We start from the raw sequence: 26,738 nt of genomic DNA, 5'->3' as shown, positions 1-26,738 counted from the left end.
GGCCCTCCTCCCCTTTGCCTTGGTCCTAGCGTTCCCGGTCGCGGTCTCGATCCTCACGGGTGATCGATGGCGAGCGGTCCGACTCGCGCCGGTTCTCATCCGCGCCCAGATCCTGCAAACGCATCTTGGCCTCCTGAACCTGCTTCAGGCTCATGCCCATGCTCTCATGCTGCTCGGCTGCCGTGATGATGGCGCGCGCGATGTCGCGCCTTTGCGCAGGGTCCGGAATATCGAGCGCCAAGGCGCGATCGTCGCCCTTGACCAGCCGCGCCATCAGGTCCTCGCCATAACGCTGGCGCAGATCCTTGGCGAAGCGCCCGGCATGGTCGTCACTCTGGAAGGCCACCTGCCCGTCCTGCTTCAGCGCCTGCGCCATGGTCTGCAGCGTGCGTGACATACGGTCATGCTCGCGGCGCGGTTCAAGGGCGCGATCGAGGAGTTCCGCCGCCTTGGCATAAAAACTCTCGACCAGGCCTGCCGCCTTCCCCTGGTCCTTTTCGCTTGCGAGATCGAGATGCCGGCTTTCGGCCACGGCCTGAATATCCCGCCGCACCCAATCGCGCTCTTGCCAGGCATTGGCCGCGCCCTGGCCCATGCGGTCCTGGATTTGGGCCGGATCAAGCCCGGCGGATTTCGCCGCATCGGAAATCTGCGCCCGTATCTCGGCGATGCCGTCATTGCCGATCTCGCGCGTGGTGCCATCGCGGGTGATCGCGCGGTCATCAATCTGGCTGCGATGCAGGGCCTCACGCGCCGGGCGATGCATCAATGCAGCGCCGCGGTCATCGCCCAATTCTCGTGCGACATCGGATGCCGCCGCATAGAATTCCCGCCGCGTCTCGCCCTGCTCGGATTGCGGCAATTGCCGGATGCCGGTTTCGACCCGGTCGAGCCAGGCATCGTAATAGAGGCCGAGATCGCCACGGTTCTGAACGTCTTGTGCCTGCATGAGGTCCTCCGTCGATTGAATGATTCCGCCGCGCGAAAGGATCTGCGCGACCGCTTCGATCTTGACGGCCAATTCCGCCTCGCGACTCTGCCGCGCCATGGAGGCAAAGAGCTGCAAGGTCGCGACATTCTCGCGGATCTGCACCAGGGCATCGCGCACGGCTGCGCCGTGCAGCGGCATTTCCCGAACCTCGCGCCCTTCGCGCAAGGCGCGCTCGAGCTCGACGCGCGAGGGACCATAGGTGAGCTTGCCGCGCTCGATGCGCGAGGCACTGTCGAGAAAAAGCCCCTGTTCGGCGGCGATCTCGACCATGCGCTCCTTCATCGTGATCACGTCAAAGGCATGGCCCCTGGCCATGTAGAACCAGGTATCGTTTTCCAGCCCGCGATTGTTGAGGACAATATGGACATGGGGATGGCTGCGATCGCTATGCAAAGCTGCGATATAGGCCCATTCATCCTCGACATGCATGCCGCTTTGGAACATTTCCGCGGCCCAGATCTCGGCGACCTGCAATGCGCGATGGGGCGCGACATCGGCCGGAAAGGACAAAAGCAGATGCGTGGTATGACCATTCTTCGGGTCACCCGTCCAGGCATCTTCCCAATCCGTGGCGATGGTCTTGCGCTCCGCGCGGCTCAAGGTGCGACGCTCAGGGTCATGCTCGACCATATTGCCGAAGATCGCGCTCGCCTTGGAGAAGAGATAGTCGAACTGATTGCCGAGCTGCTTGCGGCTATGGGTACCGCCGTTATGGATCTTCTTCAGCACAGCGGCATTCGAGCCCTGAGCCAGACGCCAGAGATTATTGGCCCGGGTGGTGAAGCGCTGCCGCGCGGAAGTGCTGCCGCCGCGCAAATAGCGTAGGCGCAACTCCTCGAGGATAGGATCCGTTGCCCTAGCCATCGGCACGCTCCGAATAGCTGCGGAAGAGCCGCACGCCACGGCGGCGCTGTTCCTCGACCACGGCATTGAGCCAGGTCCGGAGCTTCGGCAGCGTGAGGCGCAATTCGTTCAGCACCTGCCATTCGGCCCGGGCGAGATCGACGCGCCCGCGATTGGCGGCCAAGGCGATCTGGTTCACATTGACGCCGATCTTATGCAGCTCGGCTTTGATCTCGCCGAGCTTCGCGGCCTCCTCGGGCGGGAATTCCAGCATGCCGACGCTGGCACGCAGCACCGAGCGCAAGGCATCCGAACGCGACCCCGCGCCCATGCGCGCCTGCAGCCGAGAAAGCGCCTCGAGTTCTTCCGGCGAGAGCCGCACCGTCACCGCCTTGCCCGAGGTCGTGGTCGCCCCGGATTCCCGAATGCGCCGGGTCTTGGCTCGCTTCAGCTTGGCAACGTCCATCCCAGTGGCGGCAGCATCTGCCGCCCCTCGCCTTTGATCTGAGCCCTGCGTGATTGTCGTCACTGCTCCTCCGATCCGGCAGGGCGCGAGCTTTGTACACATTCTGCATTTCCTGCCATAGCCCTTTGCTGCCAGATGCGACTCCCTGTGTCAACGCAACCGGAGCTTGCGAAGGGCGCGCTGACCGGGAGGCCATCGGTGCGGCGCAAAGGGTCCGTTTGCTTCACGTCCCAAGGCTTCGGGCTGGAGGCCCGGCCGTTTCGGGCGCGGCGCGCCCTGAGGCTGCCCCCTCGGGCAGCCGCTGCCGTGAGGCAGTCCCAAAGACCTGCGGGCAGGGTTGTGGGACTGCCTGGCACCTGCGAGCGTGGTGTAGCGGCGGCGCGGCTTCATCGCCCAAAACGGCGAAGTTACCGCGAAGCGGTGAAAGATTTGCCCTAAAACTGGCCATGCATCTGGACGGCGCAGTGTGCAGATAGCTGAGGCCGGGACGGCGGCGGCACCCCATGACACGGCCGCATCGTGCCGCGGCAGGAGCTCGCCAGCGCCGAAACCCGCTGAATTGGCGCGGGGAGACGAGCGTTCTCCAAGCGCAAGACCCGCATGCTGCGAGACGGGTTCCGCATCGCATGTGCCGCTTTCCGCTTATGGCTTCGCGTGTCGTGTTTCGTGTGTTACGTATCGCGCTATGCGGGTATTGCCTTTTGGGAGGTGCGTTGAATTGCGCACGGCGGAACCGGAGGAGAGCTGATGCAGAATGGCATTCGTGTCATGACCGCGATGAACCGCAAGGGCGGCTGCGGCAAGACCACCTTGATCATGGGGCTCGCCTCGGCTGCCGCCGAACGCGGCGAGAGCGTGACGATCTTCGACACCGATGAGAGCCGCAGCAGCTGGAAATGGATGGAACGCGCCAAGGCGCAGGACCATTGGAATGACCTGGTCCGGGTCATCCCGACGCTCTCAGCGGCGATGGTTATCGAGGAGATCAGCGCGATCTTTGCCCAGCCCGACCAGGAGCACCTGATCCTGGTCGACACTTTTGGTGGCGGCTCTGAGGCGCAGGATCATCTCGCTTTGATCTCGCATCTCCTGATCGCGCCCTGCATGCTCTCGGCGAATAATTACGAGGAAAGCCTCGAGACCGGGCTCTGGTATGTCCGGCTCAAATCCCGCGTCGAGGATCCTGCCGAATTGCCGCCCTTCCGCGTGCTGCTCAATCGCGTACCGCTCTCGCGCTCGGCAGCCGAGCAGGAGATCTATGAGAGGGTGATCCGCAATATGCCGGTTCTGGGCGAAGTGGTGATGAACCGGGCGATGTATACCCGGCTCGACGGTCAGGGGCTCTTGGGCGAGATCCGCCGCAAGACGAAGAATCCCGGCGTCGCGAACCACCTCGGAACGGCGCTGCAGGAAATGGACGAGGTCCTCTTGGAGCTCGACCGCACCATCCGGGAGGAGGCGTAATGGCCAAGCTCAAGCTGCCGGGCCGGATCTCGGCACCCGATCCCGGCTTTAGCCGGCGGCTGGAGTTTGAAGCTGCAGCTGAGAACTCGCCGCCCACGCCACTGGCAGAGCCTTTGCCGCCAACACGCCGAGCCGAAAACACAGTCGTATTGCCCGAGACCGAGACGCCAAGTGGATCCAGCAATGACCCGCAACCGAAAGGAGCAGCCACAGCATCAGCCAAGCGAAAGCGCGCTGCGGTACCGCGCACTGGCAGCACCCCTGCCACGCAACGCGGGTTGCGGGCCTCGGGCGAGGACATGGTGACGATCCGGGTGCTCTATCGCCTGCCCGATGATTTGGTCGTCCGCGCGGCAGCATGGGCCGAGAAGGCGCGCTGCCCGACCGGCACCGTGCTCCGCCGCGCCATGATCGAATTGCGCCCCGAGCTCGTCGCGGCACTCGAGGCCGGGATCGACTACCGCGACATCCCTGCCGAGCGCGCCAAACAATCGGCGCATCGTTTCGACAGCTCGATCACCCTCTCCCGCGCCACCCATGCCCGGCTCTGCCAGGAGATTGATCCCGAGGGTCTGGCCGGGCTGACCCCGGCGCTATCGCGCTGGGTCCGGGGGAAGGTGATCGCGCATCTCGAAACCTGGCTCGCCCGCGCGGGCTACTGACCGCGACCGGCGCGTTTTGCGACCGGCGTGGGCATATCAGGCGCAAATCCGGCTCGTCCGGATTTTCCGCTTCCCTGCCGGGGCCCGCCGCTGGACGCGACAGGCCGAAACTTGGCGGTAAGATCGCGGGCCGCTAGGCGGCCTCGCCTTGATCGACCGACTTCACCTCTCCGGCGCAGGCCAGCAGGAAATCCGCCGCCTTCTGCGCCTCGGTCGCGGCCTTGAAGATCATCCGCTTGTCGTCTTGCGGGGCGCGCAACCAGCTTTCGACATAGGCCGCCGATTGGCCAAAATCCGGCGTCAGGCCAAGCTGGGCGCAGAGCATGCAATTGCCAATCTCGGCAATCAACTCCTCGAACGCATAGGCCTTGCGCGCGGCGAAACGAGTGAGCCGGTCAAGGCGCGAGCCGTGGCCAGACCAGTGGCAGGCTTCATGGGCAAGGGTCCCATAGAATCCAGCCGCGTCATGAAAGCTCGAGATCGGCGGCATATGGATGTAATCCGCCTGCGGATCGTAATAGGCCCGCGGCTCGGGGGTGATACGGATCTCGGCCCCGGTCGCGGCGAAGAAAGCCTCAAGGCGCGGATCGGGTTTTGTGCCGAGATCGCGGACAGGTTCGGGGGCCGCGGCATGGAATTCCACGGGCAAGCCCTCGATCTGATCGGCATTGAAGACGCGATAGCTCTTCAAATAGGGGACGCGCTTCTCCGCCCCGCTCTCCTCATCTTCCCGCGCAAGGGTGCCATATTTGACCACGGTGGCGCTTTTCTCGCCCTTGCGGACCTGACCTCCTGCGGCCTCGGCCTGCTTATAGGTGAACCAATAAGCGCTGCCATAACCCTGCGCCGATGCCGCCAGCCAGAGCATCAGCACATTGATGCCGCGATAGGCCTCGCCATTTGCGCGCAGGGGCATTTGTGCCACCCTGCCTTCGCCGGTCCAGGGCTTGCGCCATGCCGGGCTGCCCGCCTCAAGGCTGGCAATGATGCTGTCCGTTACCTGCTGATAAAGATCGAATGCCATTCTCGGCCCTCCAATGCTGTCGCGGCGTTTGGGCCTCTCGCCCCCTCGTCCGCTCTGGGCGGAGCCTTTCCGTCTGTTCTCTGGAAAACCCCGATGTTTTCCGGAGGGCAGAGCGGGAAGGGCAAAGCCCGGCCCGTGGTCCCGGCGCGGGCGGTCATGGGGCGCGGGACCGGGGTGGTGCGGCCCGCAGGCGCTTGCGCCGAGGACACGGCCCGGTCGCGCGACGACGCGCCCCCCGCGCGGCGCTTGCCCATTGATCCGACCGCGCCGGGGATGCGAGGCGGACAGATCAGGATCGGAAAGGACCGCGGTGGGGCGGTGAGCCGGGCCCTGCCCGGTCGATCCGCCACGCCGTCCGCTTCATATCGCGGACCGCGCCCAGGGTGCGGGCCTCCGTTTTTCCTTCCCGCCTGTCCTTTACGCAGTGCTCCCCTCTGCATGGCCGAGGGTCCTCAAAGCGAGCTGAACAGCGCCCCCCTCGCCATGCCATTCATGCGAAAGGCGGAAATCCGCCGAGCGTCGGATCCGGCTGTGGCATCCTGGCGTTCATCAGAATAGTCCCACCGCCTCAAACAAGGAGAAAGGAACCCCCGCGATGCAACTTGACGGCGAGGCCCGCGCCGAAATCCTCACGACCATCAGCAGTGCCGCGGCATCGCTGAGCGAACTTGATGCCGCCCTGCATGCCCCCGATCTCGCCGATCTGCAGGGCAAGGTGGCCGCAGTGATGGCAACCGAGATCGTGCTGCTGCGCCAGCTTGCGGCCGAGTTTCTCGGCATTGACCTGCCGCATGACCCGGCCCAGATCACCGAAGTCTTGGCGACGCTCTCTGCCGAAGCCTGAGTGAACCCGGTTTCGTCGGACGCTTCGAAAGCTTTCCGCGTCGCACGGCACCGAGTCCTGGCCGCGCCCGAGTTATAGGAGCGCGGTTATCAGGCCTGGTAACCGCGCCTGCGTTTGGCAGCGACAAGTCGCATGAGCGCATTGATGGCCTGGCCTTCATCCACATGGGGCTCGCTCACTTGCCGGCCTTTCCTGCCCAGCCGACCCCATTCCCGCACCAGGCTGGCACCACCGAAGAGATCAGGCTCGACCGAGAGGCGGTAGAAGCGCCGCATATTGCGTTCAGGATCGATCCGCCGCAGCACCATTTCTCGCGGAAAGACATCAAGCTGATCTTCGGGATCGCGCATCTGTGCCCTGACCTCCAAGGAAGGCGAGAATAGCAGCCAATGATCGATCGCCAAGGGCCTGAAATCCCGGCCCCCTGCCCTGCTAGCTGCGGGGTAAGCGCTAGCCGCGCGGGAAAGAAAGGCCCCGCGAGATGCGGGGGCCAAGGCGCGCTTCACCACGAAGCCGATGACCGGTTCCCATGATCAAGGCAGCGCATACGCGCCGCCGAGCCAGAAAAGACATGGCGGGGCACTCTGCCCCGCCTCCGTGTCAGGACATGCCTTCGGGCAGCCAATTGGCGATGCGACTGGCTTGTTCCTTGCTGACGCCAAGCGCCTCGCGCGTGGCGGCGTCGGAAAAGAGGCTTTCAAGTTGCGCCGCCTTCTCGGCCTTTTTGAACCGGTCGAAAGCCACGGCGCTCGGCGCATCTTCCGCAAGGTCGAGCAATTCGCTCCAGATGTGCGAAAGGTAGGGACCCGAGACCCGCGAGAAGAAATTCGCGGCATTGGGGGTCCAGATCTCGCGGGTCCGGGGCTGGACCTCCTTCTCGACAAGCGCGGTGAGCTTCTTCTCGCCTCCCTGATATTGCGCGGCGAGAAAGCGCGTGAGTTCGCCCCGGATATATTCGCTACCCTTCTGGCGAAAGGCGCGGAAGCTCTTGGCGAGATCCTTGCCCTGCATGTCGCGGGCAGGGTGTTCCGCGAGACGCGGATCGAGCGCGTAGCCCTCAGCCCCGGTCGTTGGCCAATTCGGCACTTCGCCCAGAGAAATCCCAAAGGGCTTTTGCCAATGCAGCGCATGGCTCAGTTGGAAGGCCAGAAGATCGAAGAGCAGCTCCGGATCGCGCAGAATGGCATGTTGCCTTGCGCCTTGCGCGACGCGGTCGAGATCCTCGCGCAGCTTTTGCGAGATCGGCGATTTTGACGCATCCTCGCGCTCGTGCTGCGATGCGGTCAAAAGCCCGGCGGCGATGGCTGCCGCTTTGTCCTCCTTGCGCACCAGCCCGGCACAGATCAGCGCCGCGCCGCGCGGATCGACATAGAGGATCAGGCCGGAATGCGCCTTCTGCGCCTCGCTGTACCTGCCCTCGAGGATGGCTTGCAGCGCGGCCAATTCCTCGCGGCCTTTGGCATCCAGCGCCTCGGCCTCCTCCAGTGCGGTGAGTTCATCAAAGCGCGCGGCTTCGTCTTCCGAAAGCGCGCCCTCCTGCTTGTAGAGCCGCGCGAATTTCCCCTCCTCGATCTGGTAGTAGCCGATATAGTTCTCCAAACTGGTTTCGACCCATTTCCAGCCCTCGTCCCGATAGGACTCGGCAAGCGCGGCCAGTTTCTCGGTAGAGACGGTATCGAGGATGTCCGGATCATCGAGCAGCACATCCTCGGCGAAGAGATCACGACTGACGCGGCCTCCGGCGGCTTGATAGGCCTCAAGCCCGACAAAACAGGCGCGACGGTCGCTCGACTTCACCGCCTCGGGTTTGAGCGCCCTCCTGATCTGATGCTCGGACCAATCCCGGCTCTTGCAGAGCTCCAGCACCTCGAGGCTGCGCGCCGCGTCCATGCTGATGGTGAAGGCCGCCGCCATGCCGAGGCTGATTTCATTCGCGGCCAGAGCGGCAATCACCGCGTCCGGCAACCCGGCCAGCGCAAGGCGGCGCTGGACATGTTTTTCGCTGACGGCAAAGGCGCGGGCGATGGTTGAAACGGGCGCGCCGCTTTGCGTCATCTTGCCATAGGCACGGATCTCATCTGCCGGATGCAGATCGCGCCGCGCCGCGTTTTCGGCCACTGCTCAGGCCTGCGCGGTGGGGATATCGGGCGCGATCCGCACCGGTGGGTTGGCGAGTTCGGGACGGGTTTGGGCAAGGTCGTCGTGACGGGCTGCGAGGAATTGCAGCGCCCGCAGACGACGACCACCTGCCACGATCTCGATCTCACCGCTTGCCGTCTCGATGCCGGCAAGGTTCTGGATCAGACCAGCGGTCCAGATGCTCTCCGCCAATTCCGCAACCTCCGCCTCATCGACATGCTGGCGCGGGTTCATGGCGGAAAGGATCAGCTGCGAGAGCGGGAAGCGGGTTGCGTCAGGCGTGATGCGGCTCTGTTCATTCATCAGGACATTCCTTGTGATGTTGGAAAACATTCTGCTAGGCTTGCCCCAGCCCTCTTGGGCTGAGGCGTGGGGGCTCAGATCGCCCCGTGCTGGATCAGGAAGCGGCGGCCGATGCCAAAAGGATCGCCCTTCCTGAGAAGCGCCCAGGCCTCGATCCGGCGGCTCTGCATTATCTCATCGTGGATTTCTCTCACCTCCCTTCCGGCGCAGGTTGCGCCTTGGGATCCCGGCCCTGCCGCGCAGGGCCGGGACGGGGATCAGTATTCGCTGGGGAAAAGCAGGGTCAGGACGCGGCGGGTCTGGGCCATGTCCAAGGGATCTGCGGCGCCGAAGCGGTAATCGGCGTCATAGAGAGCGATCTTCCACCAGAGCTTCTTGCCGTTGATGGTCAGCGCACCGAAGGAATGATCACCGTAAGGGTCGTTTTCCACGGTGAAGCTCGCAAAACCCGCGACTTCGATCTGTGCGCGGGCCACGAAGCCGAGGCCTTCGGCAGCGACGCCTTGGGTACAAACCACCTGGCCGAGCAACTCGGGATGTCCGCCCTGAAGGATCGCGGCGCGAAAGGCGTCATTGGCCTTGGCGATTTCTGCGGTTTGAGCGTCGAGATCGATCGCGCCGCGCTCCCCGCATTGGGTACACGCCTCGGGAGCGGCGAGGTTTGAGACTTCGATCTCGCCGCAGCTTTTGCATTGGTACTGAGCCATATCTGGCCTCCTTCGTGGTGAGGCCCCGTTCCAGTCTGGTGCCGAACAATCGGGGCGGTCTGGCAAGTGAGGTCCGCGAAGCGGCGCCTCTCTTGCCGGACTGCCTCCCGGCGAGGGCTGGAGGGGGACCCGCGCCAGCCCGGCGACAAGGAAGAGGCGGAAGGGTATCACCCGGCCACGCAGCTCGGCCTCTGGCCGAGACCGTGGTTGGGGACACCGCCTCTGACGCCGTTCGCCGGACTTGCGCGGGGGAACCGGCGGTTCCCAATACGGACGCGCTTCAGCGCGGCCCAAGCAGGAATGCGGGCGTTCGGCTCGTCCGAATCCCCGCGTGTCTGATCGTAAACCTGCGTGTGGGGTGTCAGGCAAAACTGACTTTCATGTCAGATGCCTGACCCCGCAGGCGGAACTTCCAGAATGCGGAGTGGCGTTGCCCAGTTGAGCTCGCGATCGTAAGGTCAGGACATTCCTGCCTTTGTCTGATCCCGGAAGTCTCGTTTGGCCAAGAGCCTCCCTGCCATCCCCGGAAATACCTTTCCTCAGTTGCCGCTGACCGTGCCGCATGCCGCTTTCGAGCCGGCATCGTCTTTGCTGTCCCGACTCGCGGCGAGGGGCGGCGCAAGCTCCATGCAGCGATTCTGTGGCGACATTGCCTTTCCGATCGATCCCCTGTTCCGCGGGGAGAAGGTCGCGATCGAGCAATTGGCGCAGCTGGCGGGGTGCGATGCGGCTGCGTTGGAGTGGGTGTCAGTCCGCCACCTCGGAAAAGGGCATTTCCGACTGCGAGACGAATTTGCCTGCAGACGTTCATGCCAGTTGAGGTGATGGAAAGTCAGGAGGCAGGTTGCACCGTCGAATGTTCTCGAAGGCAGGTCCTCAGCTGTGCCTTCGATCAAATCGACACGATCACAGTACGGCCTGAGCACTTCCTTGGCCAGGTGCAGCATCGCCACTGAGGGATCGACCCCGGTGAACCGCCACATCGGCCGGGCTTCCGCCATGGCTGAAATTTCCATGCCTCCGCCAGCACCCACGACCAGAATATGCGCCTCTTCTGGCGCTCGTTCAGCAAGGAGCAAGGTCACCATGCGATGAAGGTCACTTAGTCCCGGTACGTTGCGCCGGGCATTCTCGGCATATGATGCGACGGTGGCCACGTTCGTGAAGGGGGAGTGTTCATGTGTCACGATGTCAGTCTCCAAAAGCCAGGGACCGATGAATGGCGAGCGCGGCCATGACCCCGTCGGCGCAGGCGAACGTGACCGTGTGTCCGGACCACGTGATGTCCCCAGCTGCATGGACCCCAGGCGCCGTAGTGGTCTTCATATCATCTACCGTGATGATCGGCCCCAGCATCCCCGCCTCGACGGCACACCCAAGCCTTTCGGCGAGGTCACTGTTCGGGCGGTTGGCAGGCGCAATGAACAGCGCGTCGATGGGCCTTTCGGGCGCATTCTCAAGGCTGACGGCGGTCAATCCGGCGCCTTCGCCGACAAGACCCGCTACCGTACCCGGTTCAATTCCGACGCCACGCTTTCGCAAGGTGGTCATGGCGTCGGGGTCAATGGTGCCGCCGTCGAGGAAGAAGGTGGTCGGCCCCCATTCGGCGATCAGGCTGGCTTGATGGATCGAGGCTTCGGAGAGATTGAGGACCCCGAGCCTTTGACCGCTGAACTCATAGCCATGGCAATAGGGGCAGTGGATGACTGATTTACCCCACCGCTCGGGAAGGCCAGGACGTTCGGGCAAGATGTCGGTGATTCCATAGGCGAGCAGGAGCTTGGTACCGGACACTACGTCGCCGTTCTCCAGAGTGACGTGGAAGGTGTTGCCGGTGCGCGTGGCATCCACGGCTTTCGCGTCCATAAAGGATGCGCCCGGGTAGGCCTTCACCTGCTCGCGCATCGTCTCGAGCATGACCAGGGGGTCGCTTCCGTCCTGCGCGAAAAAACCGTGAGAGGCCGCCGCAAAACGGTTGCGCGGCTTTCCTGTGTCGAGGACGAGGACCGATCGACGGGCGCGCACGAGGTAAAGCGCAGCAGACAGACCGGCAAAGCTGCCTCCAACGATGATTGCATCATAGGTCACTTGATTTTCCTTCTATCCGACCGGGAGACACCGCAAGCGGTGGTGCCCGATTCTTGTATCACTTGGAGGTACGTAATCCTTGTCCTGTCTTGTATCAATAGGAGGTACGAGATAGGCAGGTATCGCGGTCGCGGCGCAGAGAAGCGGAAAGGTCCCAGGATGAACAAAGACACTCGTCTGTCCGACGTGCTCCATGTTTTGCTGCATATGGCTCAGGCGGATGCGCCGCTGACCTCCGAGGTGCTGGCGCGCAGCATGGGCACTAATCCTGCCGTCTTCCGGCGTACGATGGCGGGTCTGCGCGACGCTGGCATCGTGCGGTCGGAGAAAGGGCATGGTGGGGGGTGGCAGCTAGCAGAGCCGCTAGAGCGGATCACGCTCATGTCGGTCTACGAGGCATTGGGTTGCCCGAACCTGTTTGCGATAGGCAGTCGCAGTGAACACGGGGAGTGCCTCGTCGAGACCAAGGTCAACGCCGTCCTGGCAGAAACGATGGATGAGGCCACGGCACTCTTCGCGAAGCGCTTCAGCGCACTAACCTTGGATCAGATCGCCCCGAACGCTCCGGTTCCCGCTTCGATCCATTTGGACAAATAGCGCGCAGGACAGCCGTAGCCGAGTTACGGTCCTAAGCGGCAACGACCGGCTCGGGCAGGGCTCAGCCAAGTACCGCACTCACCAAAATAGAAGCTCGTCGGGCGACGGCGTGACTTGGGTCAGAATTGCTTGGCATTTGGGTCGGGAATGCTTGGCAGAGCATGGGTGGGCGACCAAGATTTTAAGGCTGAGTCGCTCGGCGAGAGTCACTTTAGCAAGACATTCGACACTGCGGCGGAATCAGGACGTCTAGGCAGGGTGGCCGCCTCCCCTGCCCTGCCCTGCCCTCGTCTGTTTACTTCGGGCCGGGCTGCGCGACCCGACCCGCCAAAAACGTTCCCTTTCCGTTCCAATTGCGCTAATTCATCTGCAAGAACCGAGGGGCGACATGGGCTATCTGCAAAACCTGAATGAGGCACAGCGCCAGGCTGTCGAGCATGGTATGGATCCCCTGCTGATCATCGCCGGGGCGGGATCGGGCAAGACCAATACGCTCGCACATCGCGTCGCCCATCTTTTGAAACAGGGCGCTGATCCACGACGCATCCTCCTGATGACCTTCTCACGGCGCGCGGCCTCGGAATTGACGCGGCGGGTGGCGCGGATCACCGAAAGCGTCATGGGCACCGGCTACGGCGCCGAGGCGCTGGCCTGGGCCGGCACCCGCCAAGGTGACGGGTTGGGAAGAACTGGTCGCCGTGCTGCAACTCGGCGGCTGGCCCGAGGCCTTGGGTCGCGCCCGCCTCTGGTACGAACCCCATCTTGACCTCATCCATGAGGATGCCGAATTCCGCCGCGCCGATCTGCTGCAACTCGAGCAGATCGCCTCGGCCTACCCTACCCGCGAGAAATTCCTGACCGATGTCACGCTCGACCCGCCCGAGGCGACCAGCGCCGAGGCCGGCGTGCCGCTGAAGGACGAGGATTACCTGATCCTGTCGACCATCCATTCCGCCAAAGGGCAGGAATGGAAGGCGGTCTTCGTGCTGAACGTGGTCGATGGCTGCATCCCCTCGGATCTCGGGACCGGCCAGAGCTCCGATCTCGAGGAGGAGCGGCGCTTGCTCTACGTCGCGATGACCCGGGCCAAGGACCAACTGACCCTCGGCATGCCCCTGCGCTTCTATGTCACGCAACAGGTCAAGCGCGGCGACCGGCATCTCTTCGCCGCCCGCACCCGCTTCATCACCAGCGACATGCTGGAGCATTTCGACGTCACGCGGTGGGCACCGCCACACGCGACCGAGGCCACCGCCCCTGCCCCGGGCCGCGTCGATATCCGCGCCAGCATGCGCGATATGTGGGGGTGAAGACCGATGGCGTCAGCGATCGGCCATCCTCCTGAGGGATTGCGGCCTCCGTTCAGGACCATTCCAACTACGCTCAAAACCGAGCGACCTTGATGCTCGCGATGTGGCCAACCCGAGCACGGTTACGCGTGTTCAGGACCCCAACTTCGGCAACTGCGCGTGCGTAACCGCACCTTGGGCATCCACCTCGACGACGCGGTTGACCATCCAGTCCTGAGGTGTTTCGGGCGGAGCCTCTTGGCTGATCAGTGCGAGAGCGGCCTCGATCAAAAGGATCTGCCGCGCCTTGGAAACGGACGGAACGATGATAAGCCCGGGATGCATCTGATCGGGTGTCGCGCAAAGCTTCCGAAAATCCTTGCCGTTGACCGTGATCAAGATGTGGTCGAACGCGATACAATAGGCCAACACCTCCGTGTCAGGCGCACCCGACATATTGATGTCGCGGGTATGACAAGCGGCATGGTCCGTCGTGTCGCGGAAATGCACCGCCGCACCCGCAGAAACGCATTCGTCAAAGAACAGGTTCATGCCAAGTTACGCTGCGGATTCCCAAGGGCGACCCGCCGCCACCGGACGTCCCCGTTCCGGGTGAGTCAATGCATAGATGTTGGCCGCGATGAAGGCCTTTCGGGCAAGATCCGGATAATCTTCCAACAGATCGTCAATCGTATCGCCGTCGGCCAGCCTGTCGCGCACCGCATAGACAGGGATCCTGGTGCCCTTGATGATCGGGACCCCGCCAAAGATTTCAGGATCGCTGGTGATGTATCGCTTTTTGTCGGTCATATATGCACGCGCGGCCTCAAGTTTTGCACCGGCGATCAATGGCAGATCGAGGTAGAGCCCAGGCTCGAGATCAAGCGGTACGAGGCTTGGGCCTGTCATCCCCTGGATTGCCTTCATCAGCATCTTTTTGCGGCTGACAGGTAGTTCCTTAAGGTAAGTCGAGTGCCCGACTGCCGCGAAGTAGCAAACCGAATTTTCGTTGAGAAATCGCGCCATCGTGTTCGTGAACATCGCACGGCGCTTCACCGGCTTCATGATGCCTGTCTCAATCGCCTTCTCCACACTACGTGGCGGGACCTCAGCGATGTGGGCCACTTCATTGATGGTCAACTCGGCGCTCACGACAAATCCTTTCCCAGATGGGGAAAATATATGGCGGCGTGCTAGAGATTTCAAGGAACAGCGACGTCAGCGCAGTATCCATTGTCCGGGCTCGGGGCATGTCGCTGGTCGCCCGCGATGCGGGCTTTGAGCCGTGAAGCGTTGTATAAGGAACTGTCCCCGACCGGGAATCCCGCGCTTTCTCCCCTTCTAAGCGTGACGAAGGCCCTCAACATCCGGTTTGAGGCCTCAACTAGGCCTACGAAACATCCCCGGTGAGGTGTCGCGAAAGGGAAGCGATCTGCTATCAGTGACGCGCTGAGGAAGAGCCTACCCTGTCCCAAGAGGTAGTCATTTGCTCGCGAGAGAAGAGTCGCTTCCTTCTCAAATTCGTCGCCAGTAGTCGTGGATGCTGCCTGCTACATCAGGTGACCTGCCCCCTGCTGGTCCCTCATTCATAACGAGAGTCTGCAGGTTGGTGCTCTGCTCCCCGGGTTTGGACCGCCGCGGGCTGGAGTTTCGCGGCTCCGATCACGGGGGCGGGCTGGTTGCGCCACCGGGAATGTGCAGGTTGATCGGCACGTTGTATCCGATCGCGCTGTGAGGCCGGACTTCGTTGTAATCTCTGCGCCAAGCCTCCAACTTTTCGCGAGCATCCGCAAGATCCATGAACCAGTGGGCGTTCAAACACTCCGCCCGAAGCTTGCTGTTGAACGCTTCGATGAAGCCGTTGTCCGTGGGTTTCCCCGGTCGGGAAAAGTCGAGGGTGACATCGTTGGCATAGGCCCAGAGATCCAGGTCGCGGGAAATGAACTCGCTGCCGTTGTCGACCCTGATCGTCTGCGGATAGCCAGTCTGCCGACAGACCCGTTCCAAGGTCTGGACCACATCCTCGCCCCGGTAGGCGAACCGGGGATCTGCCGCCGGGCAGTAGCGCGAATGGATGTCCACGATGGTCAAGATTCGCAGCTTCTTTCCCAAAGCAAGCTGGTCCTGAACGAAGTCCATCGCCCAGACCTCGTTCGGCCCGGCGGCCTCCTGGCGGTCCTCGCGCAGCTTGGCCTTCACCCGGCGCTTAGGGTGCTTGTTGCGCAATTGCAGGCCCAACTCATTGTAAATCCTGCGCGTCTTCTTGATGTTCACCTGCCAGCCTTCCCGCCGCAGCAGCACATGAATGCGCCGGTAGCCATAGCGCACACGCGTCTCGCAGATCTCGCGGATCCGCAATTCAAGGCCGGCCTGTCCGGTGCGACGGGATTTGTAATGGTAGCTCGAGGTGTCGAACCGCAGCGCCCGGCAGGCCCGCCGGATCGACACACCCCAATCGACCAACATCCCGTCGACAAGCTTGCGCGTCCGGGCAGGCCTCAGAGCTTTCGGCGAATGACATCCTGCAGCATCTCGCGGTCCAAGGTCAGGTCGGCCACGATCTTCTTCAGCCGCACATTCTCGTCTTCGAGCGCCTTCAACCGCCGCATCTCGTCGGGCAACAAGCCGCCATACCGCTTCTTCCAGTTAAAGTAGGTCGCCTGGCTGATCCCCGCCTTGCGGCAGATCTCCGCAACGGCCGTCCCTTCTTCGCCCTGCTTCAGGATGAACGCCTTCTGCGCCTCCGTAAACTTCGATGCCTTCATCGTTCTCAGCTCCTCTCCCAGCCAGGGAAGGTTAGCCGAAAACTCCAGTTTCAAACGGTCCAGTTTTCAGGGGGCAGAGCAAAGGGCCCCGCCGAACGACCCGGAACCGCGAGAAGCTTGGGCAAGTTCAAGTCACCAAGGCTGGCACAGAGGTTCCTCGCCGCGCATGACCAGATCAACACGATCTTCCGGCCCCGCCGCTATCGCCTCTCAGCCACTTCCTATCGCCATGCCAGATCCGATGCCCATGACCTGTGGGCCGGATACACCCTTGAAATGACCGCCTGAAAGACCCAGCTCAGGCCGAATTCGCAAGCCTCAAAACAAGTTGGCGATGCCCCCCGCCGGATGGGGATAGGGGCCATCTGGTGTTGTCACGTCAGCAGGGTTTCTTACAAGGCAGCTGACAGATTCACACTGCCTCGCTTCAGATTGGGTAGTGCAATGGGCCGTTCTGCTGGGTAACCCAGCGAAGCTCCGTGAACTCGTTGATTCCCGCCTGTCCACCAAAACGGCCATAGCCCGACTCCTTGACTCCGCCGAAGGGCATCTGGGCCTCGTCATGGACGGTCGGTCCATTGATGTGGCAGATCCCGCTTTCGATCCGCGCTGCCACGGTCATGGCCATAGCCTGGTCGCGTCCGAAGACCGCCGCCGACAAGCCCATCTCGCTATCATTGGCGACAGAAACCGCCTCGTCCACGCTGCCCGCGCGGATGATGACGGCCACGGGACCAAAGCTTTCCTCGCTGTAAAGCCGCATCGCCGGAGTGACATGATCCAGCGCCACGGCGTCGATCAGCGTGCCCGAGCCGCCGCCGCCCGCGATCAGTCTCGCGCCCTTGCTGGTCGCGTCCTGCACTAATTCGCGGATGCGGTTCGCGGCATCCGTGCTAACGACGGACCCCAAGGGCGTCGCCCCCTCGCGCGGATCGCCCGCCTTCAGCGAGGCGACCTTCGTGGCAAAGGCTTCGGTGAATTTATCCGCCACCTCGCCTACGGTGATGATCCGTTCCGTGGACATGCAGATCTGGCCCTGATTCATGTAAGCGCCAAAGGCCGCTGCCGCGACGGCGGCCTCGATGTCGGCATCCTCCAGCACGATGAAGGGGGCCTTGCCGCCCAGTTCCAGCAGCGCGGGCTTGATGTGCTTTGCGGCCTTTTCCGCGATGATCCGCCCGACGCGGGTCGAGCCGGTGAAATTCACCCGCCGAACAGCCGGATGGGCGATCAGTTCCTCGACGATGGCCGATGCATCTTCGGGCGCGTTCGAGATCGCGTTTAGAACCCCTTGCGGGAAACCGGCCGAAGCGATCGTCTCGACGATCAAGCCATGGGTGCGCGGGCAAAGCTCGGATGTCTTCATCACCACGGTATTGCCGCAGGCAAGCGGCGTCGCCAGGGACCGCACGCCAAGGATCACCGGCGCGTTCCACGGCGCCATGGAAAAGACCACGCCGACCGGCACACGCAGGGCCAGGGCCGTGGTGCCGGGACGGTTCGAGGGGATGACCTCACCCTTGATCTGGGTGGTCAGCGCCCCCGCCTCGATCAGCATGTCCGAGGCCAGCTTGACGTTGAAACGCGCCCAGGCCTCGGTCGAGCCGATTTCCTCGGCCATGGCGGCGACGAAATCATCGGCGCGCGCCAGAAGCGCCTGACCGGCCGCGAAGAGCAGGCGGCGACGTTCGGCGGCGGATGTCTGCGACCAGCCCGCGAAGGCCCGCGCCGCCGCATCGGCCGCCCGCGCCGCATCGTCCTTGGTGGCAGCGGCGGCGGTAGTCGCAAGCTTGCCCGTGACCGGGTTCACGCGCTCGAATGTCTTGGCGCTGGATGCCGATGAATAGGCCCCGTCAATGTAGAGATCAGCCTTGTGCATGTGAGACGCCTTTCCTGTCGGTCATGTCGGTGTCGGGCCTGCGGCCCAGAAAGATTTCGGTCAGTTTCGGATCTGCGGCTATGGCGGCGCTGTCGCCCGCCCCGGCCATCCGTCCGCTGGTCAGAAGATAGGCGCGGCTGGCAAGGGCAAGGCTCAGTCGGACGTTCTGCTCGATCAGCAGGATCGCCAGACCCCGCGCCTTGATCTGTGCAAGCGCCGCGAAAAGTTCCTCGGTCACCACGGGGGCAAGGCCCAGGCTGGGCTCATCTAACAACAGGTAATCCGGGGCGGACATCAAGGCGCGGGCGATGGCGACCATCTGTTGTTCGCCGCCGGACATGGTGTTGACGGCCTGCCGCCGTCTTTCTGCCAGTCGCGGGAACAGGCTGAAGATCTCGTCCCGGGTTGCCGCCTCTCGGGCGCGGGCGCGCAGCGGGTTTGCACCCAGCCGCAAGTTTTCCTCGACGCTCAGGGGGCCGAAGACGCCGCGCCCCTCGGGCACCAGCGCGACGCCCAGATCGACGACGTGATGCGGCGGCAGGGACAGAAGGTCTCCCCCGGACAGGCTGATCTGTCCCGCTGCGGGCCGGACCCGCCCCGCAATGGCGTTCAGGGTCGAGGATTTCCCGGCCCCGTTCGCGCCCAGAAGCGCCACGGTCTCGCCCGGCGCCACCTGCAGGCTCAGCCCGTCCACGGCCAGATGGCGACCATAGCGGATGGTCAGATCGCGGATCTCAAGCATGGGCGCTTCCCAGATAGGCGGTGATGACCTCGGGCCGGGCCAGCACCTCGACGGTTGCGCCATCGGCCAATTTGCGTCCCGCTGCCATGACGATGGTGCGCGGGCAGAGGGCGCGCACGGCCTCCATGATATGTTCGACTATCAGAATGGTGATGCCACTCCTCGCAAGGCGGCGGATCAGATCGATCCCCTGCCCCAGTTCGGCCGGATTTAGCCCGGCCAGCCATTCGTCCAGCAGCAGCAGATCCGGCTCGGCCGCCAGCGCGCGGGCCAGTTCCAGCCGCTTCTGGTCGATATAGGTCAGATCGGCGGCCGAAAGGTTAAGTTTCCCGGCAAGGCCGACGCGATCCAGACAGGTCTCGGCATGGTCGCGCGCGGGTTTCCCCCATAGCCGGCGCGGCCCGAAGGCAGCGGGAACCATGACGTTTTCCATCAGGCTCAGCGAGGGCAGGATACGGACCAGCTGGAAGGTCCGGGCGATTCCCGCCCGCGCGATCCGGTCCGCCGACAGCCCCCCGATCTGGTTGCCCTTGAAGATGATCTGCCCCTCGGTCGGGACCAGCGCCCCCGAGATCATGTTGATCATCGTCGTCTTGCCCGAACCATTCGGCCCGAGCAGCGCGGTAATTTCACCCTTTTCGAGCGCGAAACCCAGATCCGACACCGCCGACAGCCCGCCGAAGCGCTTGGTGACGCCCTGAACATGCACGAGGCTCATGCGACACCCCCTTTCCGGCGACCGAGTTTTTCGATGGCGGCCAGAACCCCATTCGGCAGGGCAAAGACCACGAGGATGAAAAGTAGCCCCAGCAGGATCGAGAAATGATCGGGGAAATGGGTCGAGAGGAACTCGAAGCCCAGATACAGCGGCACCGCGCCAAGGATTGGCCCCCAGATTCGGTTCGCCCCGCCCAGCAGCGCCATGATGACGGCGGTGAAGGAGACGGTCGGATTGAAGACGATCGAGGGCTCAATATAGACCCAACGCGGCGACTGGATCGCGCCCGCGAGGGTGATCAGCACGGCCGAGATAACGAAAAGCAGCAGCTTGGTTCGCGCGAGGTTGATCCCGGCATGGGCAGCGACGGTTTCATCATCGCCGATGACCTTCAGCGCCAGCCCGAGACGCGAGCGGCTGATCCGGACGCTGATCGTCAGGGTCACGGCAAGCAGGGCCAGCAATTGCCACAGCAGGTGCTTCGGCTGGAAATCGGTGAATATATAGCGACCCAGCGTGCCGGTCACATTGACCTCGAACCAGGTGATCAGCTGCCGGATCAGCTCGGCGAGGCCGAAGGAGAAGATGACAAAATAGATCCCGGCCAGCCGCAGGGTCGACAACCCGACGACCAGCGCGACCCCTGCCCCGAAGGCGGCGGCGATCAACAGGATCACGGGCCAGCTTTGGGTTTCGGCAAAGACCGCGACGACATAGGCACAGATGCCGTAAAAGGCGACGGTCGCCAGCGAGATATAGCGGGTCGGGCCGGAGAACAGCGCCCAGGCGCTGGCCAGGGTGGCAGCGCTGGCCATGCCCAGTAGAAGGCCGACCCCGTAATCGCCAATCCAGGAGGTCGAGATACCGGCGAGGATCAGAACGGCGTAGAAGGGCAGTAGCTGCATCATCGTCCCACCGCCTTTCCGAACAGCCCCTCGGGCCGCCACAAGAGAACCCCGAGGAACAGAAGATAGGTCGCAGCCAGCGTCAGGCCCGGGTCGATGTAGCGGGCCACGAATGTCTCGACGAGGCCCAGAAGAACTCCCGCGATCAGCGCCCCCATGACATTGCCGACACCGCCCATGATTACGACAACCAGCGCCTTCATGGTGAAGATGACGCCGTCATTGGCCGAAAACGTTTGGAACATCGACACCATCACGCCCCCACCGGCCGCAAGTGCCGTGCCGAGTCCAAAGCCGATCGCCGCGATGCGCTTGACGTTCAGCCCGACCAGCGGCGCCGATTGCGGGGCCAGCGCGACCGCGCGCAGGCTCAGCCCCCAGCGGCTGCGCTGCAGCAGGAGATAAAGCGCCGCCCCGATCACGAAGCTAAGCCCGAAAGCCAGAAGCCGGTTCGCCGCGACCGTGGTGCCCAGCACGTTCACACCCTGATCGAGATATGCATAAGAGGTGAAATTCCCGCCCCAGATCACCAGCATGATACCCTGCAGGACAAATAGCAGGCCGAACGTGGCAAGGATCGAATCGGCTTCCAGCCGCCCCGTCCCGCCCGATCGCGCGACAAGAGGCCGCATCATCAACTGAAACAGCAGATAGCCCGCGCCAAAGCCGATCAGCGGCACGATCAGCAGCGCGACCAGCGGGCTGAGGCCCAGATGGGTGAAGAGAAGAAAAGTCAGGAAGGCCGCGAGGATGATGAATTCGCCATAGGCAAGGTTCATGATCCGCGCGATACCATATTGAAGCGTCATCCCGACGGCGACCAGCGCATAGCTGCCGCCAAGGACAAGCCCCAGGATCAGGGTCGAGGACAGCAAGGTTTTTCTCCGTCAGCGCCTTCCGGGCGGGTGCTCGCCCGAAAGGCCGCCGTCTTACCAGTTGGGCTTCGGGATGATCGGGGCAGTTGCGCCGTGCTTATCGGCCGGTGAAACACCCTTGAACGTGTCGCCCTGCCATTGCCCGACCAGCCACAGGTCGCGCAGCTGGTTATCCTGCAGCTTCACCTCGCCGATCACCGTGTCGAATTTGCCCGAGGACAGTTCGCCCGCGACCGCCTCGCGATCCAGCCCGACCCGTTCGATCGACTGCTGAAGCATCTCGAGGCTGGCATAGGTGATGGCCGAGGCCCAGCTGTCGGGGGGCGTGCCAATCACCTCGGCATGGCGCTTGAAATAGGCCGTGATCTTGTCAGACGTGCCATCGACCCCGCCCACGGACATGACGCCTTCCTGCTTGCCCTCGACCACGCCGGGATAATTGGGGAAGGGCGTGCCGACGCCGGTGAAGAAAACCTTGGGATTGAAGGCAGCGGTCTGGGACTGCTTGGCCAGCGCGAAGGTTTCCGGCGGATAGGAAAAGGCCACGAAGCTGTCGGCGCCGCTGGCCTTCACATCCTCGATGATCGCGGCGAAATCGGTGGTGCCAACGGGATAGGCCTTGTCATAGACCAGATCCAGCTTGTGCTCGGCGAAGATCGGGCGCGCGGCCGAGATCAGGTCGATGCCGAACCCATCCGAGACCGAGATGACCGCGACCTTGTTGTTGATCGTGCCGTCGGCCACGGCCTTGTCCAGCAGATCGGCCAGCCCGCCCGCATAATCATGCCCGCCGCCCAGCATCCAAAAGCTTTTCGTCCAGCGCGCGGCGAATTCCGGCGCCTTGTCGGTCAGCGAGGTCACCGCCAGATGCGGATAGCCCAGCCGGTCCATCAGCGGCGCAATGGCCAGGTTGAAGCCCGTGCCCCAGGGCGGCAGGATGAAATCGACCTTGTCCTGGCTGACCAGACGTTCGACCGCGCGCACCGCCTCTTCGGCGGTGGAGCGGTCATCATAGGCGATCAGCTCGATCTTGTGCTGGCTGCCATCGGGCAGTTTCAACCCGCCCGCCGCGTTCACGTCATGGACCCACAGCTCGTAATTCGGGATGGTGGTAATCCCGGCCCCGGCGGCGGCGGGGCCGCTTTTCGATGCGACATAGCCGATGCGCACGACCTCCTGCGCCTGCGCGGCCCCAAGGCTCAGTGTCACGGCGGCAGTCGTGCAGAACAGGCCGATGGCGGCCCGGCGCGTAAATCCGATCATGGTATCCTCCCCTTCGGCCGGTGGGTTCGGATGCCACGGGCCCGTCTCCAGCATCGCGCAGTGCGGGCAGCGTATCATTGCACGTTTGTGACTATTCGCAGCACATCTGTGACGCTAGACTCCCGCCATGGAAATCCGGCGTCTCAGATCATCCCTCGCGCCCCGCGAATTCGGCCTAGATGGAACGATGGCCCAGCTGATCCTGTTGGAAGGCGGCAGTATCCAGCTGCAGGAGCAGTCGCGTCAGCTGAGCGGGGGTCAGATGGCCTGGCTGCCAGTGGGTCGGCGCAAGCTTCTGCGGATCGAGGCGGGATCGCATTCCGTGGGTCTGTCTCTGACCCAGTCGGAGCTTGCGCGGATCGTTCTGCAGGCCGAGGCCGGAGGACGCTTTGCCCCACTAACGCGCATGACCCTGATCGCCAGCCTGCCCGCCGCACGACAAGGGCGCATCGCTCTTCTTTTCGAGGATATCGCCACCGAACTGGCCGAGGCCCGGCCTGACAGAGGCCTGATGGCCGAGGCGGCCTGCACACTGCTTCTGGTCAATTTCTTGCGCCTGGTGCAATCAGACCCGACCCAGATGACGCGGCAATTGCCGTTGGCCGAACGCTTCAAGCTGCTGGCGGGCCAGCATTTGCACGAACATTGGACTGTGAATGCCTATGCCGAGGCGCTGTCGGTGACGCGCTTTCAGTTGAACAGCGCGATGCGCCGACAGACCAGGCGCAGCCCGCAGGATTATCTGCACGATGAACTCATCGGCAGAGCCAAGATGCTGCTGACTGGCACACCCCTGCGCGTGGCCGATATAGCCTATCGATTGGGTTATCAGGACCCGGCATACTTCTGCCGGGTGTTTCACCGCCGAGTTGGCCAACCACCTGGCGCATGGCGCATGGCGCAGGACGGCGGCCCGCCGTCATTCGCGGCTTGGCCGTAAGACTGAGGGGGTGAGAAATTGTCTTGGAATAATTGCGGTGAACAACGAGGGGGTGGCACCTTGGCGCGCAATATCGAGATCGTCCGGGCAAAGGCCAAGATCGCTTGCATATAACACGCGTCGCCTCCGTCAGCTTCACCGCCTGAATCCGTGCCCAGCGTGAACTTCTGCCGAGAAAACAGGACGCTGAGCAGGAAACGCCATGCGGGAAAGGCGCAGTCAAGAATTCCCGAATCTAGGGGTCAGGTTGGATTGGGTCAGGTAACAATCGAACGCGTTCAGAGCCAAGGTATTCGAGAGCTGGACCAGATGTCGGGCAGCGAGATCGGGGTGGATCAACGCCAGCGAACACAGCGCAACACCATGGCCGGTCAGCGCCGCGGCGCCCAGCAGGTTGAAATCCTCGAAGATACCGGGCCTGGCAGGCGCGTCGGTGCCGTTCTGCGCTTGTGACCTGCGCCCGATTGTCGTGGCGGTCAGGCGCAAGAGAGCTGTCGCTCGGCTGGAAGAGCGTCGGGTGTACTGCATCAGCTTGCCGCCCGATATCTTGTTTCCTCCGCGTCAGGCAGAGCCATGATGTGAAGTGCTTCGCGTTTTTCCACCTCAGCGCTCGTGCCGCATTCTGCTAAAATTTTCAGGGCAAGCGAAGGACCCAGCCCGTGGGTCTGGGTGAGGGCGGTGCCCAGAACGCCAGAAAATGCCGCCCGCACATCGAAAGAAGGCGCATTGACCTGCCCCGCCGCTGCCGCCTTTCCGCAATCTCATACCGTTATGCCATCGATGATGCGTTCGACCTATGGCTCGGCTATGCGATCGAAATGCACGCCTGATCGCCAGACCCTACCCTTGATTGCAGGCTTCCCGAGTCAATTCGGAAATCCCCACCCGCGACACCTGGCGGCCGCTGCAGGAGGTCTTAGCCGATCAGATCGCGGATCGCGCGCACCGCAGTGGGATAGCCCTTTGGGCCGAGCCCCGCGATTACAGCCGTTGCGACTTTCGACATCAGCGAGTCGTGATAGACCGCCTCGCGCCGGTGGATGTTTGAGATATGCAGTTCGATCACCGGGCCGGGGAACATCTTCAACGCATCCATCACCGGGATCGAGGTGAAGGTCAGACCGGCCGGGTTGATGATGATGCCTGCCGCCCCAGCATCAATGGCCTCGTGGATCCAGTCGATCAGTTGGTGCTCGGCATTTGTCTGGCGGAACTCGACGGCGTGGTCGCCGGCCGCCTCGCGGGACCATGCCTCGACCTCGGCCAGGGTGGTGTGGCCATAGATCTCGGGCTCGCGCTTGCCCAAGCGGTTCAGGTTCGGGCCGTTCAGGATGTAGATGGTCATGTCAGATGCTCATGGGTTCAGCCGCCATAGCCCGCAAGCCGGGGCAGCCACAGGACAAGGCCGGGGAAGAAGGTGATGATGGCAAGGCAGATTGCCATCCAGCCCAGGAACGGCAGGCTGTCGCGGATGACGTCCCGCATTGGCGCCTTTGAGATGCCGGCGACGATGAAGAGCAAAAGGCCATAGGGCGGTGTCACCAGGCCCAGCATGATATTCACGATCACTACGATCCCGAAATGCACCATGTCGATACCCAGCGCCTGCGCCGTCGGGATGAAGACCGGGACAATGATGAGCAGGATCGCCGTTCCTTCCAGCACGCAGCCCAGAAGCAGCAGGATGACGTTCACGAGGATCAGGAACTGTACCGCCGTCAGCTCCCAGCCGGTCATCATCCGGCGCAGGGTCTCGGGGATGTTCTCGATGGTGACGACATAGTTGAAGACCATGGCCCCGCCGATCATCATCCCGATCGCGGCCGAGGTCTTGGCCGAGGTCCTCAACGCGGCATAGCCCTCGCGCCAGGTCATGCTGCGATAAATCAGCACCGAGACCAGCACCGCATAGGCGGCGGCGATGGCGGCGGCCTCGGTCGGCGTGGTCACGCCCGAATAGATGCAGCCGAGCAGGATCACCGGCATCAGCAGGGTCGGGATCGCCGCCAGCGTGATGCGAGGCACCTCGCGCAGCGGCACGCGGGGCTCGACGGGGAAATCGTTGCGCCTCGCGTCGCGCACGACCTGCACCATCTGAACCAGAGTCATCATCAGCCCCGGCACCACGCCCGCAAGGAAGAGGTAGCCGATCGAGGCATCCGAGACGAGCGCATAGACCACCATCGGGATCGAGGGCGGGATGATCGGCCCGACCACCGCCGTCACCGCCGTCAACGCCGCCGCATAGGAGGGCGTGTAGCGGTTCTCGCGCGTCATCATGTTCTGCATCATCCGCCCCGAGCCCGCCGCATCGGCCACGGCGCTGCCCGACATGCCGGCGAAGATCAGGCTCTGGATGACGTTGATCTGCGCCAGCCCGCCGCGGAAATGCCCGACCAGCACGTTGCAGAAGCGCAGAAGCCGCTCGGTCATCGAGCCGGAATTCATGATCTCGGCCGCGAAGATGAACAGCGGCACCGCGAGAATGATGTAGTTCGAATACATCCCGTTCAGGAATTGCTCGGCCACGGTGCCCATGTCCATGCCGGCGAGCCAGAGGTAGCCGATCGAGCCGACCATCATGGCAAGCCCTATCGGAAGGCCAAGCAGCGCAAGGCCGGTGATGGCGAGGATGCAGATCGCGAAAGGGCTTGCGAGGATCATTGCGCGGACCCCGGCTTGCCGGTCTCGGTGGTGTCGGGCCCGTAAATGGCGCGGAAGCCGATCCAGACATGGCGCAGGATCATGGCCACGGCGAAGACCACGAAGATGGAGTAGAGCCAGTCGAAGCGTATCCGCAGATAGGCGGATTTTTCGACCTTCATGAAGGTGACGTAATCCCAGATCGCCGGCAGGGCCACGGCGAAGGCCAGGACCGTGCAGCCCGCCGAGACCGCCGTCATGCCGCGCCGGATCCGCGGGCTGACGCCGCGATAGAGCAGGTCGAAGCGCATTTCCTCGTCATCGCGGATGACGAAGGCCGCGCCGAACAAGACCATCCAGACCCAGAGCATCGCGCTGACCTCCTGCGTCCAGCCGATCGGCAGGTTCAGCAGGTAGCGCGACAGGATCTGCAGCAGGAAGACCAGGAACATTACCAGCAGCATCGCCACCAGCAGGTTCTCGGCCCGGCGCGACAACCAGCCGGCAAGCCGTGAAAGGGACATCACACACCTCGCATGAAACAGGCCCGCACGAAGAGCATGAGACGCGCGGGCCGTCCGGGATCACATG

The 26,738-nt window shown here is 63.3% G+C and carries 29 protein-coding genes and 1 pseudogene; 8 read left to right on the top strand and 22 right to left on the bottom strand.

Translation table 11 applies throughout. The annotated features are described in order from the left end of the window. Positions 1-25: 25 nt before the first annotated feature. Both RGQ15_RS18765 and RGQ15_RS18760 read right to left on the bottom strand, forming a co-directional pair. Positions 26-1,855, bottom strand: coding sequence for a relaxase/mobilization nuclease domain-containing protein (locus RGQ15_RS18765; RefSeq protein WP_311162301.1), 1,830 nt, complete (start codon positions 1,853-1,855; stop codon positions 26-28). Beyond that, positions 1,848-2,402 (bottom strand): ribbon-helix-helix protein, CopG family, encoded by a 555-nt coding sequence (locus RGQ15_RS18760; RefSeq protein ID WP_311162299.1) that lies wholly within the window; start codon positions 2,400-2,402, stop codon positions 1,848-1,850. Before RGQ15_RS18760 ends, RGQ15_RS18765 begins: the two co-directional genes overlap by 8 nt. A 645-nt stretch (positions 2,403-3,047) precedes the next feature. Here RGQ15_RS18760 and RGQ15_RS18755 point away from each other — a divergent pair. Continuing rightward, positions 3,048-3,764, top strand: a complete 717-nt coding sequence (locus RGQ15_RS18755; RefSeq protein WP_311162298.1) for a nucleotide-binding protein — start codon at positions 3,048-3,050, stop codon at positions 3,762-3,764. Continuing rightward, complete coding sequence (locus RGQ15_RS18750) at positions 3,764-4,426, top strand: hypothetical protein (RefSeq protein ID WP_311162297.1); 663 nt, start codon at positions 3,764-3,766, stop codon at positions 4,424-4,426. The genes RGQ15_RS18755 and RGQ15_RS18750 overlap by 1 nt, the downstream gene beginning before the upstream one ends. A 133-nt stretch (positions 4,427-4,559) precedes the next feature. On the opposite strand, the gene RGQ15_RS18745 is transcribed toward RGQ15_RS18750, so the two are convergent. Next, positions 4,560-5,450: an ArdC family protein gene (locus RGQ15_RS18745; RefSeq protein WP_311162296.1), complete on the bottom strand. Its 891-nt coding sequence runs from the start codon at positions 5,448-5,450 to the stop codon at positions 4,560-4,562. A gap of 595 nt (positions 5,451-6,045) precedes the next feature. Here RGQ15_RS18745 and RGQ15_RS18740 point away from each other — a divergent pair. Next, positions 6,046-6,294 carry a hypothetical protein gene (locus RGQ15_RS18740; RefSeq protein ID WP_311162295.1) on the top strand — a complete coding sequence of 83 codons (249 nt, stop codon included), beginning with the start codon at positions 6,046-6,048 and terminating at the stop codon, positions 6,292-6,294. A gap of 89 nt (positions 6,295-6,383) precedes the next feature. Here RGQ15_RS18740 and RGQ15_RS18735 read toward each other — a convergent pair whose 3' ends face one another. The 6 genes from RGQ15_RS18735 to RGQ15_RS18710 form a co-directional block, all read right to left on the bottom strand. Beyond that, a complete protein-coding gene (locus tag RGQ15_RS18735) occupies positions 6,384-6,644 on the bottom strand; it encodes a WGR domain-containing protein (protein WP_311162294.1) in 261 nt (86 codons plus the stop codon). A gap of 250 nt (positions 6,645-6,894) precedes the next feature. Next, a complete protein-coding gene (locus RGQ15_RS18730; RefSeq protein ID WP_311162293.1) occupies positions 6,895-8,412 on the bottom strand; it encodes a ParB/RepB/Spo0J family partition protein in 1,518 nt (505 codons plus the stop codon). Between the two features lie 3 nt (positions 8,413-8,415). Next, positions 8,416-8,736, bottom strand: a complete 321-nt coding sequence (locus tag RGQ15_RS18725) for a ParB N-terminal domain-containing protein (protein ID WP_311162292.1) — start codon at positions 8,734-8,736, stop codon at positions 8,416-8,418. A gap of 257 nt (positions 8,737-8,993) precedes the next feature. Next, positions 8,994-9,443 (bottom strand): DUF3768 domain-containing protein, encoded by a 450-nt coding sequence (locus RGQ15_RS18720; protein WP_311162291.1) that lies wholly within the window; start codon positions 9,441-9,443, stop codon positions 8,994-8,996. Between the two features lie 539 nt (positions 9,444-9,982). Next, positions 9,983-10,630 carry a class I SAM-dependent methyltransferase gene (locus tag RGQ15_RS18715; RefSeq protein ID WP_311162290.1) on the bottom strand — a complete coding sequence of 216 codons (648 nt, stop codon included), beginning with the start codon at positions 10,628-10,630 and terminating at the stop codon, positions 9,983-9,985. 4 nt (positions 10,631-10,634) lie between these two features. After that, entirely contained in the window at positions 10,635-11,531 is an 897-nt protein-coding gene (locus RGQ15_RS18710; protein WP_311162288.1) for an NAD(P)/FAD-dependent oxidoreductase, read from the bottom strand. Between the two features lie 159 nt (positions 11,532-11,690). Here RGQ15_RS18710 and RGQ15_RS18705 point away from each other — a divergent pair, with 159 nt between their 5' ends. The 3 genes from RGQ15_RS18705 (at position 11,691) to RGQ15_RS18695 (ending at position 13,438) form a co-directional block, all read left to right on the top strand. Further along, a complete protein-coding gene (locus RGQ15_RS18705; protein WP_311162286.1) occupies positions 11,691-12,128 on the top strand; it encodes an Rrf2 family transcriptional regulator in 438 nt (145 codons plus the stop codon). A 388-nt stretch (positions 12,129-12,516) separates the two neighbouring features. Beyond that, a complete protein-coding gene (locus tag RGQ15_RS18700) occupies positions 12,517-12,894 on the top strand; it encodes a UvrD-helicase domain-containing protein (protein WP_311162285.1) in 378 nt (125 codons plus the stop codon). Continuing rightward, positions 12,800-13,438: a 3'-5' exonuclease gene (locus tag RGQ15_RS18695; protein WP_311162284.1), complete on the top strand. Its 639-nt coding sequence runs from the start codon at positions 12,800-12,802 to the stop codon at positions 13,436-13,438. The genes RGQ15_RS18700 and RGQ15_RS18695 overlap by 95 nt, the downstream gene beginning before the upstream one ends. Positions 13,439-13,570: 132 nt before the next feature. Here RGQ15_RS18695 and RGQ15_RS18690 read toward each other — a convergent pair whose 3' ends face one another. From RGQ15_RS18690 to RGQ15_RS18680, 3 genes are all read right to left on the bottom strand, one after another. Further along, positions 13,571-13,969, bottom strand: a complete 399-nt coding sequence (locus RGQ15_RS18690) for a DUF5615 family PIN-like protein (RefSeq protein ID WP_311162282.1) — start codon at positions 13,967-13,969, stop codon at positions 13,571-13,573. A 6-nt stretch (positions 13,970-13,975) separates the two neighbouring features. Then, entirely contained in the window at positions 13,976-14,569 is a 594-nt protein-coding gene (locus RGQ15_RS18685) for a DUF433 domain-containing protein (protein ID WP_311162280.1), read from the bottom strand. Positions 14,570-15,079: 510 nt separating this feature from the next. Beyond that, positions 15,080-16,182 (bottom strand): IS3 family transposase gene (locus RGQ15_RS18680; protein WP_311162278.1). Its coding sequence is split into 2 segments (ribosomal slippage): positions 15,080-15,921 and positions 15,921-16,182, totalling 1,104 coding nucleotides; the frame shifts between segments, so codons are not numbered across the junction. 80 nt (positions 16,183-16,262) lie between these two features. Here RGQ15_RS18680 and RGQ15_RS18675 point away from each other — a divergent pair. Next, a pseudogene (locus tag RGQ15_RS18675) lies at positions 16,263-16,470 on the top strand (IS6 family transposase); the annotation flags it as partial. Positions 16,471-16,609: 139 nt separating this feature from the next. Here the strand turns inward: RGQ15_RS18675 and RGQ15_RS18670 are convergent. The 6 genes from RGQ15_RS18670 to RGQ15_RS18645 are packed head-to-tail and all read right to left on the bottom strand — an operon-like array spanning position 16,610 to position 22,564. After that, positions 16,610-18,061, bottom strand: coding sequence for an aldehyde dehydrogenase (locus tag RGQ15_RS18670; protein ID WP_311162276.1), 1,452 nt, complete (start codon positions 18,059-18,061; stop codon positions 16,610-16,612). Next, positions 18,048-18,803, bottom strand: coding sequence for an ABC transporter ATP-binding protein (locus RGQ15_RS18665; protein WP_311162274.1), 756 nt, complete (start codon positions 18,801-18,803; stop codon positions 18,048-18,050). The genes RGQ15_RS18670 and RGQ15_RS18665 overlap by 14 nt, the downstream gene beginning before the upstream one ends. After that, positions 18,796-19,521: an ABC transporter ATP-binding protein gene (locus RGQ15_RS18660; RefSeq protein ID WP_311162273.1), complete on the bottom strand. Its 726-nt coding sequence runs from the start codon at positions 19,519-19,521 to the stop codon at positions 18,796-18,798. Before RGQ15_RS18660 ends, RGQ15_RS18665 begins: the two co-directional genes overlap by 8 nt. Further along, positions 19,518-20,429: a branched-chain amino acid ABC transporter permease gene (locus RGQ15_RS18655; RefSeq protein ID WP_311162272.1), complete on the bottom strand. Its 912-nt coding sequence runs from the start codon at positions 20,427-20,429 to the stop codon at positions 19,518-19,520. The genes RGQ15_RS18660 and RGQ15_RS18655 overlap by 4 nt, the downstream gene beginning before the upstream one ends. Beyond that, positions 20,426-21,301 carry a branched-chain amino acid ABC transporter permease gene (locus RGQ15_RS18650; RefSeq protein ID WP_311162271.1) on the bottom strand — a complete coding sequence of 292 codons (876 nt, stop codon included), beginning with the start codon at positions 21,299-21,301 and terminating at the stop codon, positions 20,426-20,428. Before RGQ15_RS18650 ends, RGQ15_RS18655 begins: the two co-directional genes overlap by 4 nt. A 54-nt stretch (positions 21,302-21,355) precedes the next feature. Beyond that, entirely contained in the window at positions 21,356-22,564 is a 1,209-nt protein-coding gene (locus RGQ15_RS18645; protein ID WP_311162270.1) for an amino acid ABC transporter substrate-binding protein, read from the bottom strand. A gap of 187 nt (positions 22,565-22,751) precedes the next feature. Here RGQ15_RS18645 and RGQ15_RS18640 point away from each other — a divergent pair, with 187 nt between their 5' ends. After that, on the top strand, positions 22,752-23,504 hold the full coding sequence (locus tag RGQ15_RS18640) for a helix-turn-helix transcriptional regulator (RefSeq protein ID WP_311162268.1): 753 nt from the start codon (positions 22,752-22,754) through the stop codon (positions 23,502-23,504). A 219-nt stretch (positions 23,505-23,723) separates the two neighbouring features. Here RGQ15_RS18640 and RGQ15_RS18635 read toward each other — a convergent pair whose 3' ends face one another. From RGQ15_RS18635 to RGQ15_RS18615, 4 genes are all read right to left on the bottom strand, one after another. Then, a complete protein-coding gene (locus tag RGQ15_RS18635; protein WP_311162267.1) occupies positions 23,724-24,032 on the bottom strand; it encodes a type 2 periplasmic-binding domain-containing protein in 309 nt (102 codons plus the stop codon). 388 nt (positions 24,033-24,420) lie between these two features. Continuing rightward, positions 24,421-24,849 carry a type II 3-dehydroquinate dehydratase gene (locus RGQ15_RS18625; RefSeq protein ID WP_311162265.1) on the bottom strand — a complete coding sequence of 143 codons (429 nt, stop codon included), beginning with the start codon at positions 24,847-24,849 and terminating at the stop codon, positions 24,421-24,423. Positions 24,850-24,866: 17 nt separating this feature from the next. Beyond that, complete coding sequence (locus RGQ15_RS18620; protein WP_311162264.1) at positions 24,867-26,168, bottom strand: TRAP transporter large permease; 1,302 nt, start codon at positions 26,166-26,168, stop codon at positions 24,867-24,869. Beyond that, positions 26,165-26,671, bottom strand: a complete 507-nt coding sequence (locus RGQ15_RS18615; protein WP_311162263.1) for a TRAP transporter small permease — start codon at positions 26,669-26,671, stop codon at positions 26,165-26,167. Before RGQ15_RS18615 ends, RGQ15_RS18620 begins: the two co-directional genes overlap by 4 nt. Positions 26,672-26,738 lie beyond the last annotated feature (67 nt).

It is taken from the genome of Paracoccus sp. MBLB3053 (assembly GCF_031822435.1).
GTDB lineage: Bacteria > Pseudomonadota > Alphaproteobacteria > Rhodobacterales > Rhodobacteraceae > Paracoccus > Paracoccus aurantius.
The sequence above is the reverse complement of the archived record's forward strand: the minus strand, read 5'-3'. Positions and strand labels throughout refer to the sequence as shown.

What these genes read in the sequence shown, in the direction of transcription:
- RGQ15_RS18690 (WP_311162282.1), bottom strand. Translation starts at nt 13,969, where the DNA reads ATGAACCTGTTCTTTGACGAATGCGTTTCTGCGGGTGCGGCGGTGCAT.
- RGQ15_RS18655 (WP_311162272.1), bottom strand. Translation starts at nt 20,429, where the DNA reads ATGATGCAGCTACTGCCCTTCTACGCCGTTCTGATCCTCGCCGGTATC.
- RGQ15_RS18635 (WP_311162267.1), bottom strand. Translation starts at nt 24,032, where the DNA reads ATGCAGTACACCCGACGCTCTTCCAGCCGAGCGACAGCTCTCTTGCGC.
- RGQ15_RS18665 (WP_311162274.1), bottom strand. Translation starts at nt 18,803, where the DNA reads ATGCTTGAGATCCGCGATCTGACCATCCGCTATGGTCGCCATCTGGCC.
- RGQ15_RS18735 (WP_311162294.1), bottom strand. Translation starts at nt 6,644, where the DNA reads ATGCGCGATCCCGAAGATCAGCTTGATGTCTTTCCGCGAGAAATGGTG.
- RGQ15_RS18625 (WP_311162265.1), bottom strand. Translation starts at nt 24,849, where the DNA reads ATGACCATCTACATCCTGAACGGCCCGAACCTGAACCGCTTGGGCAAG.
- RGQ15_RS18765 (WP_311162301.1), bottom strand. Translation starts at nt 1,855, where the DNA reads ATGGCTAGGGCAACGGATCCTATCCTCGAGGAGTTGCGCCTACGCTAT.
- RGQ15_RS18645 (WP_311162270.1), bottom strand. Translation starts at nt 22,564, where the DNA reads ATGATCGGATTTACGCGCCGGGCCGCCATCGGCCTGTTCTGCACGACT.
- RGQ15_RS18660 (WP_311162273.1), bottom strand. Translation starts at nt 19,521, where the DNA reads ATGAGCCTCGTGCATGTTCAGGGCGTCACCAAGCGCTTCGGCGGGCTG.
- RGQ15_RS18750 (WP_311162297.1), top strand. Translation starts at nt 3,764, where the DNA reads ATGGCCAAGCTCAAGCTGCCGGGCCGGATCTCGGCACCCGATCCCGGC.
- RGQ15_RS18670 (WP_311162276.1), bottom strand. Translation starts at nt 18,061, where the DNA reads ATGCACAAGGCTGATCTCTACATTGACGGGGCCTATTCATCGGCATCC.
- RGQ15_RS18640 (WP_311162268.1), top strand. Translation starts at nt 22,752, where the DNA reads ATGGCCCAGCTGATCCTGTTGGAAGGCGGCAGTATCCAGCTGCAGGAG.
- RGQ15_RS18755 (WP_311162298.1), top strand. Translation starts at nt 3,048, where the DNA reads ATGCAGAATGGCATTCGTGTCATGACCGCGATGAACCGCAAGGGCGGC.
- RGQ15_RS18700 (WP_311162285.1), top strand. Translation starts at nt 12,517, where the DNA reads ATGGGCTATCTGCAAAACCTGAATGAGGCACAGCGCCAGGCTGTCGAG.
- RGQ15_RS18740 (WP_311162295.1), top strand. Translation starts at nt 6,046, where the DNA reads ATGCAACTTGACGGCGAGGCCCGCGCCGAAATCCTCACGACCATCAGC.
- RGQ15_RS18725 (WP_311162292.1), bottom strand. Translation starts at nt 8,736, where the DNA reads ATGAATGAACAGAGCCGCATCACGCCTGACGCAACCCGCTTCCCGCTC.
- RGQ15_RS18760 (WP_311162299.1), bottom strand. Translation starts at nt 2,402, where the DNA reads ATGTGTACAAAGCTCGCGCCCTGCCGGATCGGAGGAGCAGTGACGACA.
- RGQ15_RS18705 (WP_311162286.1), top strand. Translation starts at nt 11,691, where the DNA reads ATGAACAAAGACACTCGTCTGTCCGACGTGCTCCATGTTTTGCTGCAT.
- RGQ15_RS18620 (WP_311162264.1), bottom strand. Translation starts at nt 26,168, where the DNA reads ATGATCCTCGCAAGCCCTTTCGCGATCTGCATCCTCGCCATCACCGGC.
- RGQ15_RS18615 (WP_311162263.1), bottom strand. Translation starts at nt 26,671, where the DNA reads ATGTCCCTTTCACGGCTTGCCGGCTGGTTGTCGCGCCGGGCCGAGAAC.
- RGQ15_RS18720 (WP_311162291.1), bottom strand. Translation starts at nt 9,443, where the DNA reads ATGGCTCAGTACCAATGCAAAAGCTGCGGCGAGATCGAAGTCTCAAAC.
- RGQ15_RS18745 (WP_311162296.1), bottom strand. Translation starts at nt 5,450, where the DNA reads ATGGCATTCGATCTTTATCAGCAGGTAACGGACAGCATCATTGCCAGC.